Genomic DNA, 14,947 nt, shown 5'->3' on the forward strand with positions numbered 1-14,947 from the left:
CACCCAATTCCAGCGGGCCAATCCGCCGATCCTGGCAACCGCGGCTGCCGGTGAATGTTACTGGTTCGCGTCGGGTCTTATGGCTTTCGGCTCAACCCTTGTTCTTGTTGTAGACATCGAAGAAGACGGCAGCGAGCAGGACGAGACCCTTGATCAGCTGCTGGTAGTCGATGCCGATGCCCATGATCGACATGCCGTTGTTCATCACGCCCATGATGAAGGCGCCGATCACCGCGCCGATGATCTTGCCGACACCGCCGGATGCCGAGGCGCCGCCGATGAAGCAGGCCGCGATGACGTCGAGCTCGAAGCCGACGCCGGCCTTGGGCGTCGCCGAATTGAGGCGGGCGGTGATGATCATGCCGGCGAGTGCCGCCAGCACGCCCATGTTGACGAAGGTATAGAAGGTCAGCCGCTCGGTATTGATGCCCGAGAGCTTGGTCGCCTTGACGTTGCCGCCCATGGCATAGATGCGGCGGCCGATCGTCGAGCGCGTGGTGATGAAGGTATAGAGCGCAATGAGAACGGCCATGGCGATCAGCACGTTCGGAAGGCCGCGATAGGTCGCAAGCTGGAAACCGATGAACAGCGCCACGGCGGCGATCACCGCCATCTGCACCGCGAAGAAGACGAAGGGCTCGTTCTCCGTGCCGTGCTGCTCGTTGATCTTGCGGTCGCGAAGGCCCGCATAGATCGCGTAGCCGACGAGCGCGATAACGGCGATGAGTGCCACCACGTTCTGAATGGTCTCGGGTGCCGGATTGAGGAAATAGAGGAAGTCCGGAACGAAGCCGGTCGACAGCAGCTGGAATTCTTTCGGGAACGGGCCGATCGGGCGGCCGCCGAGCACCACATAGGTGAGCCCGCGGAAGACCAGCATGCCGGCAAGCGTCACGATGAAGGACGGGATCTTCTGGTAGGCCACCCAGTAGCCCTGGGCCGCCCCCATGATGCCGCCGACGATCAGACAGGCCGGGATGACGACAATGGCCGGCAGACCCCATTTGACCAGCATGATCGCCGAGATCGCACCGATAAAGGCGACGATCGAACCGACCGACAGGTCGATATGGCCGGCGACGATGATCAGCAGCATGCCGAGCGCCATGATGACGATGAACGAGTTCTGCAGCACCAGGTTGGTGATGTTGACCGGCTTGAACAACACGCCGCTGGTCACGAACTGGAAGAACAGCATGATCACGACGAGTGCGACGAGCAGGCCGTATTCGCGGATGTTGTTCCGAAGATAATCCCCGATCGAGGGTTTGTTGGTTTGGGTGCTCGTATCGGCGACCATTAGTGTTTCTCCCCTGAACGCATGATGGCACGCATGATGGATTCCTGGCTCGCTTCCGCCTTCGAGAGCTCGGCGACGATGCGGCCCTCGTTCATGACGTAGATGCGATCGCAGGTTCCAAGCAGCTCCGGCATTTCCGATGAAATCATCAGGATGCCTTTGCCCTCGGCGGCAAGCTGGTTGATGATGGTGTAGATCTCATACTTCGCGCCGATATCGATACCGCGTGTCGGCTCGTCGAGAATGAGAACTTCCGGATTGGTGAACAGCCATTTGGACAGCACGACCTTCTGCTGGTTGCCGCCCGAAAGGTTGACCGTTTCCTGATAGATCGAGTGCGAACGGATGCGCAGCTTCGAGCGATAGTCGGAGGCGACCTTCGCTTCCTTGCGGTCGTCGATGACGCCGTTTGCCGCAACCGCCTTCAGGTTGGAGAGCGTCGTGTTCTCCTTGATGTTGTTGATCAGCACGAGGCCGAGTTGCTTGCGGTCCTCGGTAACGTAAGCGAGACCCGCGTCGATCGCCCGCGAAATGGTGCTGACATCGACGGGCTTCCCGCGCATCGTCACCTCACCGGTGATCTTGTGGCCCCAGGACTTGCCGAAGAGGCTCATGGCCGTTTCGGTGCGCCCGGCGCCCATCAGCCCGGCGATGCCGACGACCTCGCCGGCGCGCACGGTGAAATTGACGTCGTGCAGGAACTGCCGGTCGCGGTGATGCTGGTGGAAGACGTTCCAGTTCTTCACCTCCAGCAGCGTCTCGCCGATATTCGGCTCGCGCGGCGGATAGCGGTCTTCCATGGCGCGGCCGACCATGCCCTTGATGATCCGGTCTTCGCCGATGTCTTCGCTGTGACAGTCGAGCGTCTCGACCGTGCCGCCGTCGCGCAGGATGGTGATCTGGTCGGCGACCTTCCGGATCTCGTTCAGCTTGTGCGAAATGATGATCGAGGTCATGCCCTGCGTGCGAAACTCCATCAGGAGCTTCAGCAGCGCATCGGAATCGGTCTCGTTGAGCGAGGCGGTCGGCTCGTCGAGGATCAGGAGCCGCACCTTCTTCGATAGCGCCTTGGCGATCTCGACCAGCTGCTGCTTGCCGACGCCAATGTCGGTGATGAGCGTTGCCGGGGATTCGCTCAGGCCCACCTTCTTCAGGAGTTCCTGCGTGCGGGCGAAGGTCTGCGGCCAGTGGATCACGCCGTTGCTGGCGATCTCGTTGCCGAGGAAGATGTTCTCGGCGATCGAGAGCAGCGGCACCAGCGCCAGTTCCTGGTGAATGATGATGATACCGAGGTCTTCGCTGTCGGAAATCGTCGAGAAGCGTCGGGCTTCGCCGTCATAGTGGATCTCGCCGTCATAGGTGCCGGCGGGATAGACGCCGCTCAGCACCTTCATCAGCGTCGACTTGCCGGCGCCGTTCTCGCCGACGAGTGCGTGAATTTCACCTTCGCGGACCTTGAAGCTGACATTGTCCAGCGCCTTGACGCCCGGAAACGTCTTGGTGATGCCCCGCATTTCAAGAATGATATTGTCCATTTTCAGTCATTCCAGCGGCAGTCTGCGAGAGAGTACCGGCTCCGTCACCTGGATAAAAGGGGTCCGTGCCGTGGCACGGGCCCCCGCGCTCAAAAAGATCAGTTGTTGATCTGGTCTTCGGTGTAGTAGCCCGAGCTGACGAGCACGTCCTTGACGTTGGACTTGTCGACGGCAACCGGCTTCAGCAGGTAGGACGGAACGACCTTGACGCCGTTTTCATAGGTCTTGGTGTCGTTCACTTCCGGCTCCTTGCCGTCCATGATCGCATTGACCATGCCGACGGTGACCTTTGCCAGTTCGCGCGTATCCTTGAAGATCGACGAATATTGTTCGCCGGCGAGGATCGACTTGACCGACGGCAGTTCCGCGTCCTGACCGGTGACAACAGGCATCGGCATGTCGCCCGAGCCGTAGCCGACGCCCTTCAGCGCCGAGATAATGCCGATCGAGAGGCCGTCATAGGGCGACAGCACGCCATCGACCTTGGCGTCGGTGTAGTTCGACGACAGCAGGTTTTCCATGCGGGCCTGGGCAACCGCACCGTCCCAACGCAGCGTGCCGACCTGGTCCATGCCCTTCTGGCCGGACTTGACGACGATCTTGCCGCTGTCGATCAGCGGCTGCAGCACCGACATCGCGCCGTCATAGAAGAAGAAGGCGTTGTTGTCGTCCGGCGAACCACCGAAGAGCTCGATGTTCTTGGGCTCGGTCGCACCGTCGAGCTTGAGGCCCTGGACCAGCGACGTCGCCTGCTGCACGCCGACCTGGAAGTTGTCGAAGGTGGCGTAGTAGTCGACGTTGCCCGAGTCGCGGATCAGGCGGTCATAGGCAATAACCTTGACGCCTGCGTCATGAGCCTTCTGCAGGATGTCGGAGAGCGTCGTGCCGTCGATGGCGCCGATGACGAGAACCTTGGCACCCTTGGTCACCATGTTCTCGATCTGTGCGAGCTGGTTCGGAATGTCGTCGTCAGCGAACTGCAGGTCCGGGGTGTAGCCGGCTTCCTTGAACAGCTTCTCCATCGTCTCGCCGTCGGAAATCCAGCGGGTCGACGTCTTCGTCGGCATGGAAATGCCGACCGTGCCCTTGTCCTGCGCAAATACCGGCGCAGCGAAGGACGCGATCGAAATCGCAGCGGCTGCGAGAAGCGAAGTCATCAATTTCATCAGTTCTCTCCCAAAAAAGTTGAAGCCGGCAGGCAAAGCCTTCCCGTCTATGCGCAGTAATCCGCCGCCCGAGATCTTCGTCCCTGGCTGCGGATCAAGGTGAAGGAGAGGCCTCCCCGCCTCGCATGCTCCCACATGCGCTGGCACATGAGTAAAAACTGGAATCAAAACATATAACTGTCAAATACAATATCGCTTTGAATGCATACCAAAAATGATATAGCACTTGCAAACAGTGTGATTTTTGAAAATCCTTGAAAACCAAGGGGAAAATGAAGGAGGCGGAGAATGCGCGACCAGAAGCCCGGTGCCGCCGGCACGACCGGTGAACTCTTCGATTCGGCGCTCTTCCGCTCCGGCCTGAAGATCAGCCACCTCCGGCTGATTCTCGCGATCGACGATCACAGGCGCATCAGCGCCGCCGCCGAAGCCCTCGGAATCTCGCAGCCGGCCGCCTCGCGCATGCTGTCGGAAATCGAGACCATGCTGAAGGCGCCGGTCTGCGAACGCGTGGCCCGTGGCGTTGAACTGACACCCTATGGCGAGGCGCTGGCGCGGCGCGCGCGGACGATCTTTCTGGAGCTTCGGGAGGCCTCTCGCGAAATCAGCGAACTCAAGACCGGCAGCGGTGGCTCGGTCTCGCTGGGCTCCGTCACCGGCCCGGCACTCAACCTCGCAGTCCCCGCCATTCGCCAGGTGATCACCGCCTATCCCGGCATCGAAATCAACGTCCAGATCGAAAACAGCAACGTGCTGGCGAGGGAACTGCTCGCCGCGCGGCACGACTTCATCATCGGGCGCATCCCCGACGACCAGCCGCCGCGGCTCTTCAACATGGTGGAAATCGGTTACGAGGAGGTCTGCCTGATCGTGCGTGATGGCCATCCGCTGCTCGACAAGCCCGTGGTCGGCGCCGAGGACCTGCCCTCCTATGACTGGGTGTTCCAGCCGCCGGGCACGCTGCTCAGACGCGCCGTCGAGGACAGCTTCATGTCCGCCGGGGTCAGGCTGCCGGCGACCGTGATCAACACCTCGTCGATCATCCTGACGCTCTCCATCGTGCGCAACACCAACGCGATCGCGCCGGTGGCGCTCGACGTCGCCAACCTGATTGCCGGCAACCGCACGCCGGCCGGAGAAATCCGCATCCTCAAGACCGAAATCCCGATCCGCATCAAGCCCTACGGGCTGATCACGGCGGAGGGACGCGCACTGCCGCCGAGCGCCAAGCTGCTCTACGACCTCATCCTGAAGCAGGGACGGGCATGACCCGCCCGGCATGATCGGATGATCAGCCCGGCATGATCGAATGATCAGCCCGGGATAATCTCCGCCTGCCATGGTGCGCCTCCATTGGAGGCGCCATGTTTGGAATGTCAGTCTTTCAGTCGGTGCTCGAGCGACTGAAAACGGAAAAGGATAGCGAACCGGCACCGGCCGAAGCGACACGTGTCGCTACGCCCTATGCCCCCGCGTTCGACAGCACCTTTACCGCCGAAAGCGTTGGCCTGGCTTCCTTCGGTGCGGTCGAGCGCGCCTATCTTGATGCATCTTTCGTGGAGCCGCCGCCCGCGCCCGTCATGCCCGACTTTCTCACCCGTACGAGCCTTGCGGAGATAGCCGAGGAACTGGCGCTTGCGGACGACGAAACGCAAGCGACGCTTGCTGCGAAGCGGCGGGCATTCGCTGGCCTGAACCACCCGGACCGGCTACCGGCCGCCTTCCGCACCAATGCGACCGCGCGGATGAAACTCGCCAACATGCTGATCGACGAAGCCTCTCGACAGGTGCGTGCGAACAGCCCGGCCCCGTAATCCTCAGCCGGTGGTGCCGCCTTCGTCGCCCTTGTCCTGCTCCTCGTCCTCGGCCTTTGCCTCGCCCTTTTCGCTCGGTCTGTAGAAGATCAACAGCGCCGCCGAGGCGTAGGCGGTGATCGCCAGGAAGATCATGCCCCAAAGTGTCTGCTCGCCAACGAACTCGACCACCGTCCACACGGCGCAGAAGAGAACGATCAGCAGACGGATCCACAGCGGGCGGTAAAAGGGGTGATCCGGGTCGATGAACTTGATCATTCTGTCCTCTGGCAACTTTATCTTAAGTGCTCCATTTACGAGAAGTTCGTCCACAACGGCAAGCCTCGGACCACGAACGCCCCTTGACGGGAAGCGCAAAAATAGAATAAAAATTCCGAAAATGTACTTATCGGCCGTTTCATTCCGATCATGCGGGATTGGGTGGCTGACCGGACAGCGGAGGTACCAAGGGAGAGGCGCCGGCGCAGCGTTCCAACGCGCGATCTTTCGTGGCAACTTTTCGACCCATTCGCGGAAACGCTATTCCGCGGCGCCTTTGCGCGATGAGCGCCGATCATCACGCCCCTTCCCGGTCGCGAACCGGACTTCGAGAGAAACAGAGATGACAGTCAGATTTGGTCTTCTGGGCGCCGGACGCATCGGCAAGGTTCACGCGAAAGCCGTCAGCGGCAATCCGGACGCGGTGCTTGTTGCCGTTGCCGATGCCTTCCCCGCCGCTGCCGAAGCCATCGCCAAGCAGTATGGCTGCGACGTGCGCACCATCGAAGCGATCGAAGCCGCCAAGGACATCGACGCCGTCGTCATCTGCACCCCGACCGACACCCATGCCGACCTGATCGAGCGTTTCGCCCGCGCCGGCAAGGCGATCTTCTGCGAAAAGCCTGTCGATCTCGACGTCGAGCGCGTCAAGGCCTGCCTCAAGGTGGTCACCGAAACCAAGGCCAAGCTGATGGTCGGCTTCAACCGTCGCTTCGACCCGCATTTCATGGCCGTGCGCAAGGCGATCGACGCCGGCAAGATCGGCGACGTCGAGATGGTGACGATCACCTCGCGCGATCCGGGCGCCCCGCCGGTCGACTACATCAAGCGTTCGGGCGGCATCTTCCGCGACATGACCATCCACGACTTCGACATGGCCCGCTTCCTGCTCGGCGAGGAGCCGGTCTCGGTGACGGCGACCGCCGCCGTTCTCGTCGACAAGGCGATCGGCGAAGCCGGCGATTATGACAGCGTCTCGGTAATTCTGCAGACGGCATCCGGCAAGCAGGCCATCATCTCCAACTCCCGCCGCGCCACCTATGGCTATGACCAGCGCATCGAAGTGCACGGCTCAAAGGGCGTCGTTTCGGCTGAGAACCAGCGGCCGGTGTCGATCGAGATCGCCAACGGCGATGGCTACACCCGCCCGCCGCTGCACGACTTCTTCATGACCCGCTATACCGAAGCCTATGCCAACGAGATTGAGAGCTTCATCGCCACGATCGAAAAGGGCGCCGAGATCACGCCTTCCGGCAAGGACGGCCTTGCCGCACTGGCGCTCGCCGACGCAGCCGTAAAGTCGGTTGTCGAAAAGCGCCAGATCAGCGTGGCGTAACACCGCGCGCCAAGGAAACGTGCAGGCCGGGCGCCACATGCCCGGCCTTTTTTTACAGCCACACTCTGCAAGCCGTTGCCCGAGGCATCTCAGCCCTCGGCGCAAGCCGGCATCTTCTCCCACCGCGGCGCTTCCCGGCCGGTGCTGGGCGCAGCACCCGGCCGACCGGAAAGAAAGCCTTGGATCTGCAGGCAGCCTTCCTCCGCCAGGATCTGCCGTTGTCGTTCGGTCTCGACGCCTTCGGTCACGACCGCCAGCTTGAGGCTGTGGCCGAGCGCGATGATCGCCCGGACGATCGCCTGCGCCGAAGGATCCCTTTCGAGAGCGGCAGTGAAGCTGCAATCGATCTTCAGCTTGTCGAAGGGGAAAGTCTGCAGGTTGCTCAACGACGAATGTCCGGTGCCGAAATCGTCCATGACGATCCTGACGCCGAGGATGCGCAGGCGCACCAGCACCGCCAGCACATCCTCGCGATTGTGCATCAACGCCGCCTCGGTGATTTCGAGTTCCAGTCGCCAGGGATCGAGGCCAGTCCGGCGCAAGATGCTGGCGACCTGGTCGAAGAGATTGGGCAGCAGGAACTGGACCGGCGAGATGTTGACGGAAATCGGCAGCGGCTCATTCCATTTTGCCGCTTCCGTGCAGGCCTGCTCCAGCACCCACTCGCCGATCTGGATGATCGAGCCGCTTTCCTCTGCGATCGGAATGAACACGTCGGGCCCGATCAGCCCGCGCTGCGGATGGCTCCAGCGCAGAAGCGCCTCGTAGCCGATGATCCTGTCGCTCTGAACCTCGACCAGCGGCTGGTATTCGAGAAAGAACTGGCGGCGAAGCACCGCATGGCGCAGGTCGTTTTCGATCTGCCGGCGGGTGCGAACCGCTTCATCCATCTCCCGGTCGAAGAAACAGGCGATACCCTTGCCGCTCTGCTTGGCGCGGTAGAGCGCCGTGTCGGCGTTGTTGCGCAGCTGATCTGCCGTCTGCCCGTCGGTCGGATAAAGCGCGGCGCCGATGCTGACGCCGACGGCGGTCGGGTCGCGATTGGTATCCATTTCCGCGGCAAACAGCGCCAGGATGCGGTCCGTCACCAGGCGCGCCGCCTGCGGCTGCTTGCCGCCCACCTGGATGATTGCGAATTCGTCACCGCCGAGACGGGCGATCGTGTCCTGCTCTCCGGCAGCCTCGCGCAGGATGTCGGCGACCTTGCGCAGGATGCGGTCGCCTTCGCCGTGGCCGAAGATGTCGTTGACCGCCTTGAAGCGATCGAGATCGAGGCAGAGGATCGCCAGTTCCTCGCCTCGCACGGAGGCCGCCGCCAGCGTCTGGGCCAGCCTTCGGTCGAAGAAGGCGCGGTTCGGCAAGTCGGTGAGCGCATCGTGATGGGCCAGATGCTCGATCGTGCGCTCGGCTTCCTTCCTTGCCCTCAAGTCGCGCACGAAGATCACCTCGCATTCGCGTCCACGATACTCGATCGTCCGACACATGAATTCCACGGGGATGGTGCGCCCATCGGCATTCAGAAGGTCGATCTCGCCCGGACCATCCCCGCGCCTGTGCCCCTCGAGCCCCTCCTCGCCGAAGACGAAGATCTCGGACGGGCGACGCCCGGACAGTCCCGCAAGCGACCGGCCGGTGAGGCCGGAAAACCGCTCATTGGCTTCGACGATGACGCCATCGAAAACGATCGCCATGCCTTCGAGCGAGGCGTTGGCGAGCCCCCGCAGATCGGTCAGGTGCCGATCGACGAAGAGCGCGCCGAAGGCAAGGACGATCAAAGTGGTCGAGGCGGCGATGACCCCACCGGCGAGCCAGGCGGGATGAATGGTATCGGCGACGGCGACACTGGCCTCCGGCACCAGCGTCACGCCGCTCATCGATGTGAAGTGCATGGCACAGATCGCCAGCACCAGCAGCAGTGAGGAGACGACCAACCGCCGCATGCTGCGCAGGACATGAAAGGCGTAGAGCGCAGCACCCGCCAGCAGCATTCCCGCGACGACCGCCGAAGCAGTCGCTCGCAGATCGTAGGCTATGTGCCCGTGAATCTCGATCGCCTGCATGCCGGTGAAATGCATCGCCGCAACACCGGCACCAAGCACGAAACCGCCGCAGCCCATCGACAGACGCGAACCACCGCCGAGGCAGATTGCAAAGGCGATACACGACGCGGCTATGGCTACGACCATCGACAGGGCGGTACCCCAGAGGCCGTAAGCAACCGGCACGCCACCGTCATAGGCCAGCATCGCGATGAAGTGCGTCGACCAGACGCCGAAACCGCAGGCAAGGCCGCTGGCGGCAACCCAGAGGCTGCGCTGGCCGCCTTCGCTTCGCTGGGCACGCAACAGCAGCAACATCGTTGCGACGCTGCCTGCCAGGCAGACGATCGCGGCGGCCACGATGAGCCGCCAGTCATGATCGTCGCGTATGCATGCAATCACTGAAAACATAGACGTCTCCCGCGTCACGGCCACATTGACAAGGAGTCGCTAAATAACTGTAAATTGTATTACCAAGGGTGTTCGCTTTCGACACAACCCCAAAAATGGTCGCGCCTGGCGATCCAACGTCAGCCGAGCATCACGAAAGGCCGGTGGTGGCGATATCGGCATCGATCGCGCCCAGCGCCCGCTCCAGATGCCCCTCGAAGACGAGGCGTTGCTCGTCGGGCACGACCAATATTTCGGGAGCGCCCTGGAGACGAACCTGCATCGATTGGGCAAGTCCCTCCTCGATGCCCGGCAACATGAGATCGAAGTAGCGGATGCCGGGGCCGGTGACGTGGACGGGCATGCGTTCGTAGAGGCTCAGCATGCGCGAGATGCCGTTGCCGAGCGCGATGCCCGCCTGGCGGAACGCATAGCCGGCCATGCGATGCCCCTGCCGCGCACTGACGGCGATCTTGTCGAGCTCGGCGACGGGAACGAATTTGGCGGGGATGGTATCCGCCGGCACCTCGAACGCCGCACGCAGAATCCCATAGAAGCCCGCAGCCGCCTCGATGCAGCCATAGGCGCCGCAACGGCACAGGCCGGCCGACGGCGCATGCAGCATATGGCCGAAGTTGGGTGCGCTGACGTCCATCTCCCCGCTCTGGTTCTTGCGGGCGACGCCGAGGCCGATGCTGTGGCCGAGCGAGATCGCCGCAAGCGCCCTGAACCCGCCCTCAGGCTTGCGCTCGGCCTGGGCGGCGAGCGCCTGCGCGACCAGCAGCGTCTCGTTGCTGAGCATGACTTTCGCGCGCCACTGCGGCGCAAGCAACGCAGCGAAATCCAGCTCTTCCCGGCCGAAGACCGGCGACCATAAAAGCCGCGCGGCCTCGCTGTCGACTAGGCCCTTGCTGCTGATCGAAACGGCGAGCACCCGATCCCGCTCCAGCCTCGAACGCTGCAGCAGGCGTTCGAGCGCATCCACGAATGCGCGGGCGAAAGGAACCGTGCCGCGCTCGCCGTGGTTTCGCGTTTCGTCGAAACGGTCGAGAAGCGTGCCGTCGTAATCGACCAGCGAATATTGCACGATGTCGGAGGAGATCCTGACGACCACGAGATGGCCGTAGTCGCGCCGCGGCGTGAAGAGGACACGAGGCCGCCCTCGCCCACCCTGAACCTGTTGCTCCGCCTTCGCGAGCACCCCGGCCTTCTCCAGTTCCGCGGTGATCACGGAAACGGTCGCCGAGGCAAGCCCCGTCTCAGCCGAGATTTCCGTATGGGAGAGATTGCCGGCACGCCTGAGCGCCGCAAGGACCAGCGCGCTGTTCTGCTGACGCACGAGCTCAGTGCTGGACTTGGTCAGCATGAGACGTCCCTGTCAGTGGCGGATCCTTCGAACACATGCCCCTCCCAAAGCATCTGTTGAACGGCAAGACAAGGCGCCGACCGCCTTGTCGCACCGATTTTCTCGACGGTCGAGAAACAACGCACGAGACCGCTCGCGAAGCACCTTGTTGACGCCGCAATCACCGCATTCGCGCCGTGTTGACAGCCTCCAAAATCCATGACATTCATTTTCTCGACTGTCGAGAAAATAATTCCGCACGATGTGGCGGCGCGATCTCCGACAGCATTCAAGGCTGGCGGGGGATGGTGCGGGAGGTTCGCACGCTCGGCCGGCCCTCACTCGGGAGGATGAAATGAAATCCGTTTTGAAGCTGATGGCAGGGGTTGCCGTCATCGTTTCCCTGCATTCGGTCGCCCAGGCGAAGGACCTGGTCGTCGGCGTTTCCTGGTCCAACTTCCAGGAAGAGCGCTGGAAAACCGACGAAGCCGCCATCAAGGCCGCACTGGAAGCGTCCGGTGACAAGTACATCTCTGCCGACGCGCAGTCGTCCGCAGCCAAGCAACTGACTGACGTCGAGTCGCTGATCGCCCAGGGCGCCAATGCACTGATCGTGCTCGCCCAGGACAGCGACGCCATCGGCCCGGCCATCGAAAAGGCCGCCGCCGAAGGCATTCCGGTCGTCGGCTACGACCGCCTGATCGAAAACCCTGCCGCCTTCTACATCACCTTCGACAACAAGGAAGTCGGCCGCATGCAGGCCCGCGAAGTGTTCAAGGTGAAGCCGGAAGGCAACTACGTCTTCATCAAGGGTTCCTCGGCCGACCCGAACGCCGACTTCCTCTTCTCCGGACAGATGGAAGTGCTGAAGGAAGCCGTCGACGCCGGCAAGATCAAGAACGTCGGCGAAGCCTACACGGACGGCTGGAAGCCGGAGAACGCCCAGAAGAACATGGAGCAGTTCCTGACCGCCAACGACAACAAGGTCGATGCGGTCGTCGCCTCGAACGACGGTACGGCGGGCGGCGCGATCGCAGCCCTCGATGCGCAGGGCCTCGCCGGCTCGGTCCCGGTCTCCGGCCAGGACGCCGACAAGGCGGCACTGAACCGCGTGGCGCTCGGCACGCAGACCGTGTCGGTCTGGAAGGACTCCCGTGAACTCGGCAAGCGCGCGGCGGAAGTCGCGGTCGAACTGGCCGGCGGCAAGAAGATGGAAGAAATCGCCGGCGTCACCACCTTCAACGGCGGACCGAAGGGCGTGGCCATGCAGTCGGTCTTCCTCGCACCGCTGCCGATCACCAAGGACAACTTGAACGTCGTCATCGACGCGGGCTGGATCTCCAAGGCGGAAGCCTGCCAAGGCGTCAAGGGCGACGTCGCGGCTTGCGAGTAAACCGCATCAGCAGAACTGAGCGCTGACGTCAGACAAGCGCCGCAACGCAACCCGTTGCGGCGCTTGCGCAAGGTACGAGCCCGGCGGACAATGCCGCTTCCGCGACCGCGCAGCCCAACGAAAACGCTCGATCTCTGCCGTCGCACCGGACTTGTCGCGTCGATCCCGGCTCCTGGTGCCACCTGACGCGACGACATCAACACGAAAAGTGGGGGAAGGCACGTCCATGGCCGACATCACACAAGGCAACACGCAGGGCGCACAAGCAAATCGCGCCCGCACAGCGGACGAAAACCCGGTGAAGCGCTTCTTCCGCGCCACCGAAATCGACACCCGGCTGCTCGGCATGGTCGGCGCGCTCGTTATCATCTGGATCGGTTTTCAGATCATGACCGGCGGCCTGTTCCTGACGCCGCGCAACCTGTGGAACCTGACGGTCCAGACCTCCTCCGTCGCCGTGATGGCGACCGGCATGGTGCTGATCATCGTCACTCGCAACATCGACCTCTCCGTCGGCTCCGTGCTCGGCTTCTGCGGCATGGTGATGGGCGTCATGCAGGTGAAATTCCTGCCGCAATATCTCGGCCTCGAGCATCCGGCCATCTGGATCATCACGCTGTTGAGCGGCATCGCCGTCGGCGCAGCCATCGGCGCGCTCCAGGGCTCGATCATCGCCTTCCTCAACGTGCCCGCCTTCATCGTCACGCTCGGCGGCCTGCTCGTCTGGCGCGGTGCCACCTGGTTCGTGACCAGCGGCCAGACGGTCGCGCCGATGAACGCCACCTTCCGCCTCATGGGGGGCGGCACCGAAGGGTCGATCGGCGCAACGGCAAGCTGGATCGTCGGCATCCTCGCCTGCATCGCCATCGTCGCCGCCATCCTCAATTCGCGCAAGCAGCGCAAGCGCTTCCGCTTCCCGCTGCGTCCGGTCTGGGCGGAGTATTTCCTGGCGATCCTCGGCTGTATCCTGGTGCTCGGCGCGATCGCTGTCGCCAACAGCTACTACTGGCCGACCAACATCGCCCGCAAATATGCCGACGCCAACGGCATCGCCTGGCCCGAAGGCGGCCTGCAGATCTCGCACGGTATCGCTATCCCCGTGCTCGTCGCCATCGCCGTCGGCATCATCATGACCTTCATCGCCACGCGGCTCCGCTTCGGCCGCTATGTCTTCGCGCTCGGCGGCAACCCTGAGGCTGCGGAACTCGCCGGCATCAAGACCCGCTGGGTCACCGTCAAGATCTTCACGCTGATGGGCATCCTCTGCGCCATCGCCGCGGCGATCTCGACCGCCCGCCTCAATGCGGCAACCAACGCCCAGGGCGAACTCGACGAACTCTACACGATCGCCGCCGCGGTCATCGGCGGCACCTCGCTCGCCGGCGGTGTCGGCACGATCGCCGGCGCCATGATCGGCGCGCTCGTCATGCAATCACTACAGTCGGGCATGGTGCTCCTGGGGATCGACTCGCCATTCCAGCGCATCGTCGTCGGTGTGGTTCTGGTCGTTGCCGTCTGGCTCGACACCATCTACCGCGCCCGCGCCAAGTAAGGAGTACGATCCATGAAAGACCAACGCACTCCGCTCGTGGAAATGAAGAACATCTCCATCTCCTTTGGCGGCATCCATGCCGTGGACAACGCTTCCGTCGATCTCTACCCCGGGGAGGTCGTGGCCCTGCTCGGCCACAACGGCGCCGGCAAGTCGACCCTGATCAAGATCCTCTCCGGCGCCTACAAGCGCGATGCCGGCGAAATCCTGATCAATGGCGAGCCCGCCGACATCAACAACCCGCGCGACGCCAAGAAATACGGCATCGAGACGATCTACCAGACGCTCGCTGTCGCCGACAATGTCGACGCCGCCGCCAATCTCTATCTCGGCCGAGAGCTCAGGACCCCCTGGGGCACGCTTGACGACGTGGCGATGGAGGCGAAGGCCCGCGAAGTCATGGGACGCCTCAATCCCAACTTCCAACGCTTCAAGGAACCGGTGAAGGCACTCTCCGGCGGCCAGCGGCAATCGGTGGCGATCGCGCGCGCGATCCTCTTCGACGCCCGCATCCTGATCATGGACGAGCCGACGGCAGCCCTCGGGCCCCAGGAAACCGCCCAGGTCGGCGACCTCATCAAGCAGTTGAAGCGCGAAGGCATCGGCATCTTCCTGATCAGCCACGACATTCACGACGTCTTCGACCTCGCCGACCGCGTGTCAGTGATGAAGAACGGCCAGGTCGTCGGCCAGGCCCGCACCGAGGACGTCACCAAGGATGAAGTGCTCGGCATGATCATCATGGGCAAGGTGCCGCCGAAGGCGATCCCCGGCCCCGGCGCCATGCAGATGGCCTGAAGCAATCCTCGGCGGCGCGCC

12 protein-coding genes are annotated in these 14,947 nt (G+C 62.9%); 6 read left to right on the plus strand and 6 right to left on the minus strand.

Annotated elements, in window-relative coordinates:
* Window positions 1-91: 91 nt before the first annotated feature.
* The 3 genes from mmsB to chvE form a co-directional block, all read right to left on the minus strand.
* On the minus strand, window positions 92-1,300 hold the full coding sequence (mmsB, locus tag AC1Z3V_RS31580) for a multiple monosaccharide ABC transporter permease (protein ID WP_483503968.1): 1,209 nt from the start codon (window positions 1,298-1,300) through the stop codon (window positions 92-94).
* Entirely contained in the window at window positions 1,300-2,835 is a 1,536-nt protein-coding gene (gene mmsA / locus AC1Z3V_RS31585) for a multiple monosaccharide ABC transporter ATP-binding protein (protein WP_429816358.1), read from the minus strand. The genes mmsB and mmsA overlap by 1 nt, the downstream gene beginning before the upstream one ends.
* A gap of 98 nt (window positions 2,836-2,933) precedes the next feature.
* Window positions 2,934-4,001 carry a multiple monosaccharide ABC transporter substrate-binding protein gene (gene chvE / locus AC1Z3V_RS31590; RefSeq protein ID WP_173517495.1) on the minus strand — a complete coding sequence of 356 codons (1,068 nt, stop codon included), beginning with the start codon at window positions 3,999-4,001 and terminating at the stop codon, window positions 2,934-2,936.
* Window positions 4,002-4,289: 288 nt separating this feature from the next.
* Between chvE and AC1Z3V_RS31595 the strand changes: the two genes are divergently transcribed.
* Window positions 4,290-5,270, plus strand: a complete 981-nt coding sequence (locus AC1Z3V_RS31595; protein ID WP_483503969.1) for a LysR family transcriptional regulator — start codon at window positions 4,290-4,292, stop codon at window positions 5,268-5,270.
* 95 nt (window positions 5,271-5,365) lie between these two features.
* A complete protein-coding gene (locus tag AC1Z3V_RS31600) occupies window positions 5,366-5,815 on the plus strand; it encodes a hypothetical protein (RefSeq protein ID WP_483503970.1) in 450 nt (149 codons plus the stop codon).
* Between the two features lie 3 nt (window positions 5,816-5,818).
* On the opposite strand, the gene AC1Z3V_RS31605 is transcribed toward AC1Z3V_RS31600, so the two are convergent.
* Complete coding sequence (locus AC1Z3V_RS31605; RefSeq protein WP_483503971.1) at window positions 5,819-6,073, minus strand: hypothetical protein; 255 nt, start codon at window positions 6,071-6,073, stop codon at window positions 5,819-5,821.
* A 343-nt stretch (window positions 6,074-6,416) separates the two neighbouring features.
* Between AC1Z3V_RS31605 and iolG the strand changes: the two genes are divergently transcribed.
* Window positions 6,417-7,409, plus strand: a complete 993-nt coding sequence (gene iolG / locus AC1Z3V_RS31610) for an inositol 2-dehydrogenase (protein WP_483503972.1) — start codon at window positions 6,417-6,419, stop codon at window positions 7,407-7,409.
* Window positions 7,410-7,498: 89 nt separating this feature from the next.
* Here the strand turns inward: iolG and AC1Z3V_RS31615 are convergent, their stop codons facing one another.
* Window positions 7,499-9,859 (minus strand): bifunctional diguanylate cyclase/phosphodiesterase, encoded by a 2,361-nt coding sequence (locus AC1Z3V_RS31615; protein ID WP_483503973.1) that lies wholly within the window; start codon window positions 9,857-9,859, stop codon window positions 7,499-7,501.
* A 130-nt stretch (window positions 9,860-9,989) separates the two neighbouring features.
* On the minus strand, window positions 9,990-11,204 hold the full coding sequence (locus AC1Z3V_RS31620; RefSeq protein ID WP_483503974.1) for an ROK family transcriptional regulator: 1,215 nt from the start codon (window positions 11,202-11,204) through the stop codon (window positions 9,990-9,992).
* Window positions 11,205-11,538: 334 nt separating this feature from the next.
* On the opposite strand from AC1Z3V_RS31620, the gene xylF reads away from it, so the two are divergent.
* From xylF to AC1Z3V_RS31635, 3 genes are all read left to right on the plus strand, one after another.
* The gene (xylF, locus tag AC1Z3V_RS31625; protein ID WP_429816374.1) at window positions 11,539-12,576 is read left to right on the plus strand and encodes a D-xylose ABC transporter substrate-binding protein; all 1,038 of its coding nucleotides are present in this window, start codon (window positions 11,539-11,541) and stop codon (window positions 12,574-12,576) included.
* Between the two features lie 226 nt (window positions 12,577-12,802).
* Window positions 12,803-14,128, plus strand: coding sequence for a sugar ABC transporter permease (locus AC1Z3V_RS31630; RefSeq protein WP_483503975.1), 1,326 nt, complete (start codon window positions 12,803-12,805; stop codon window positions 14,126-14,128).
* Window positions 14,129-14,140: 12 nt separating this feature from the next.
* A complete protein-coding gene (locus AC1Z3V_RS31635) occupies window positions 14,141-14,926 on the plus strand; it encodes an ATP-binding cassette domain-containing protein (RefSeq protein WP_483503976.1) in 786 nt (261 codons plus the stop codon).
* Window positions 14,927-14,947: the final 21 nt, after the last annotated feature.

Source organism: Ensifer sp. 38_S197 (genome assembly GCF_056924495.1).

Bases quoted from the DNA above. Each gene is read 5' to 3' on its own strand.
- AC1Z3V_RS31615 (WP_483503973.1), bottom strand. From the start codon at position 9,859: ATGTTTTCAGTGATTGCATGCATACGCGACGATCATGACTGGCGGCTC.
- AC1Z3V_RS31595 (WP_483503969.1), top strand. From the start codon at position 4,290: ATGCGCGACCAGAAGCCCGGTGCCGCCGGCACGACCGGTGAACTCTTC.
- AC1Z3V_RS31600 (WP_483503970.1), top strand. From the start codon at position 5,366: ATGTTTGGAATGTCAGTCTTTCAGTCGGTGCTCGAGCGACTGAAAACG.
- mmsB (WP_483503968.1), bottom strand. From the start codon at position 1,300: ATGGTCGCCGATACGAGCACCCAAACCAACAAACCCTCGATCGGGGAT.
- chvE (WP_173517495.1), bottom strand. From the start codon at position 4,001: ATGAAATTGATGACTTCGCTTCTCGCAGCCGCTGCGATTTCGATCGCG.
- xylF (WP_429816374.1), top strand. From the start codon at position 11,539: ATGAAATCCGTTTTGAAGCTGATGGCAGGGGTTGCCGTCATCGTTTCC.
- iolG (WP_483503972.1), top strand. From the start codon at position 6,417: ATGACAGTCAGATTTGGTCTTCTGGGCGCCGGACGCATCGGCAAGGTT.
- AC1Z3V_RS31605 (WP_483503971.1), bottom strand. From the start codon at position 6,073: ATGATCAAGTTCATCGACCCGGATCACCCCTTTTACCGCCCGCTGTGG.
- AC1Z3V_RS31635 (WP_483503976.1), top strand. From the start codon at position 14,141: ATGAAAGACCAACGCACTCCGCTCGTGGAAATGAAGAACATCTCCATC.
- AC1Z3V_RS31630 (WP_483503975.1), top strand. From the start codon at position 12,803: ATGGCCGACATCACACAAGGCAACACGCAGGGCGCACAAGCAAATCGC.
- AC1Z3V_RS31620 (WP_483503974.1), bottom strand. From the start codon at position 11,204: ATGCTGACCAAGTCCAGCACTGAGCTCGTGCGTCAGCAGAACAGCGCG.
- mmsA (WP_429816358.1), bottom strand. From the start codon at position 2,835: ATGGACAATATCATTCTTGAAATGCGGGGCATCACCAAGACGTTTCCG.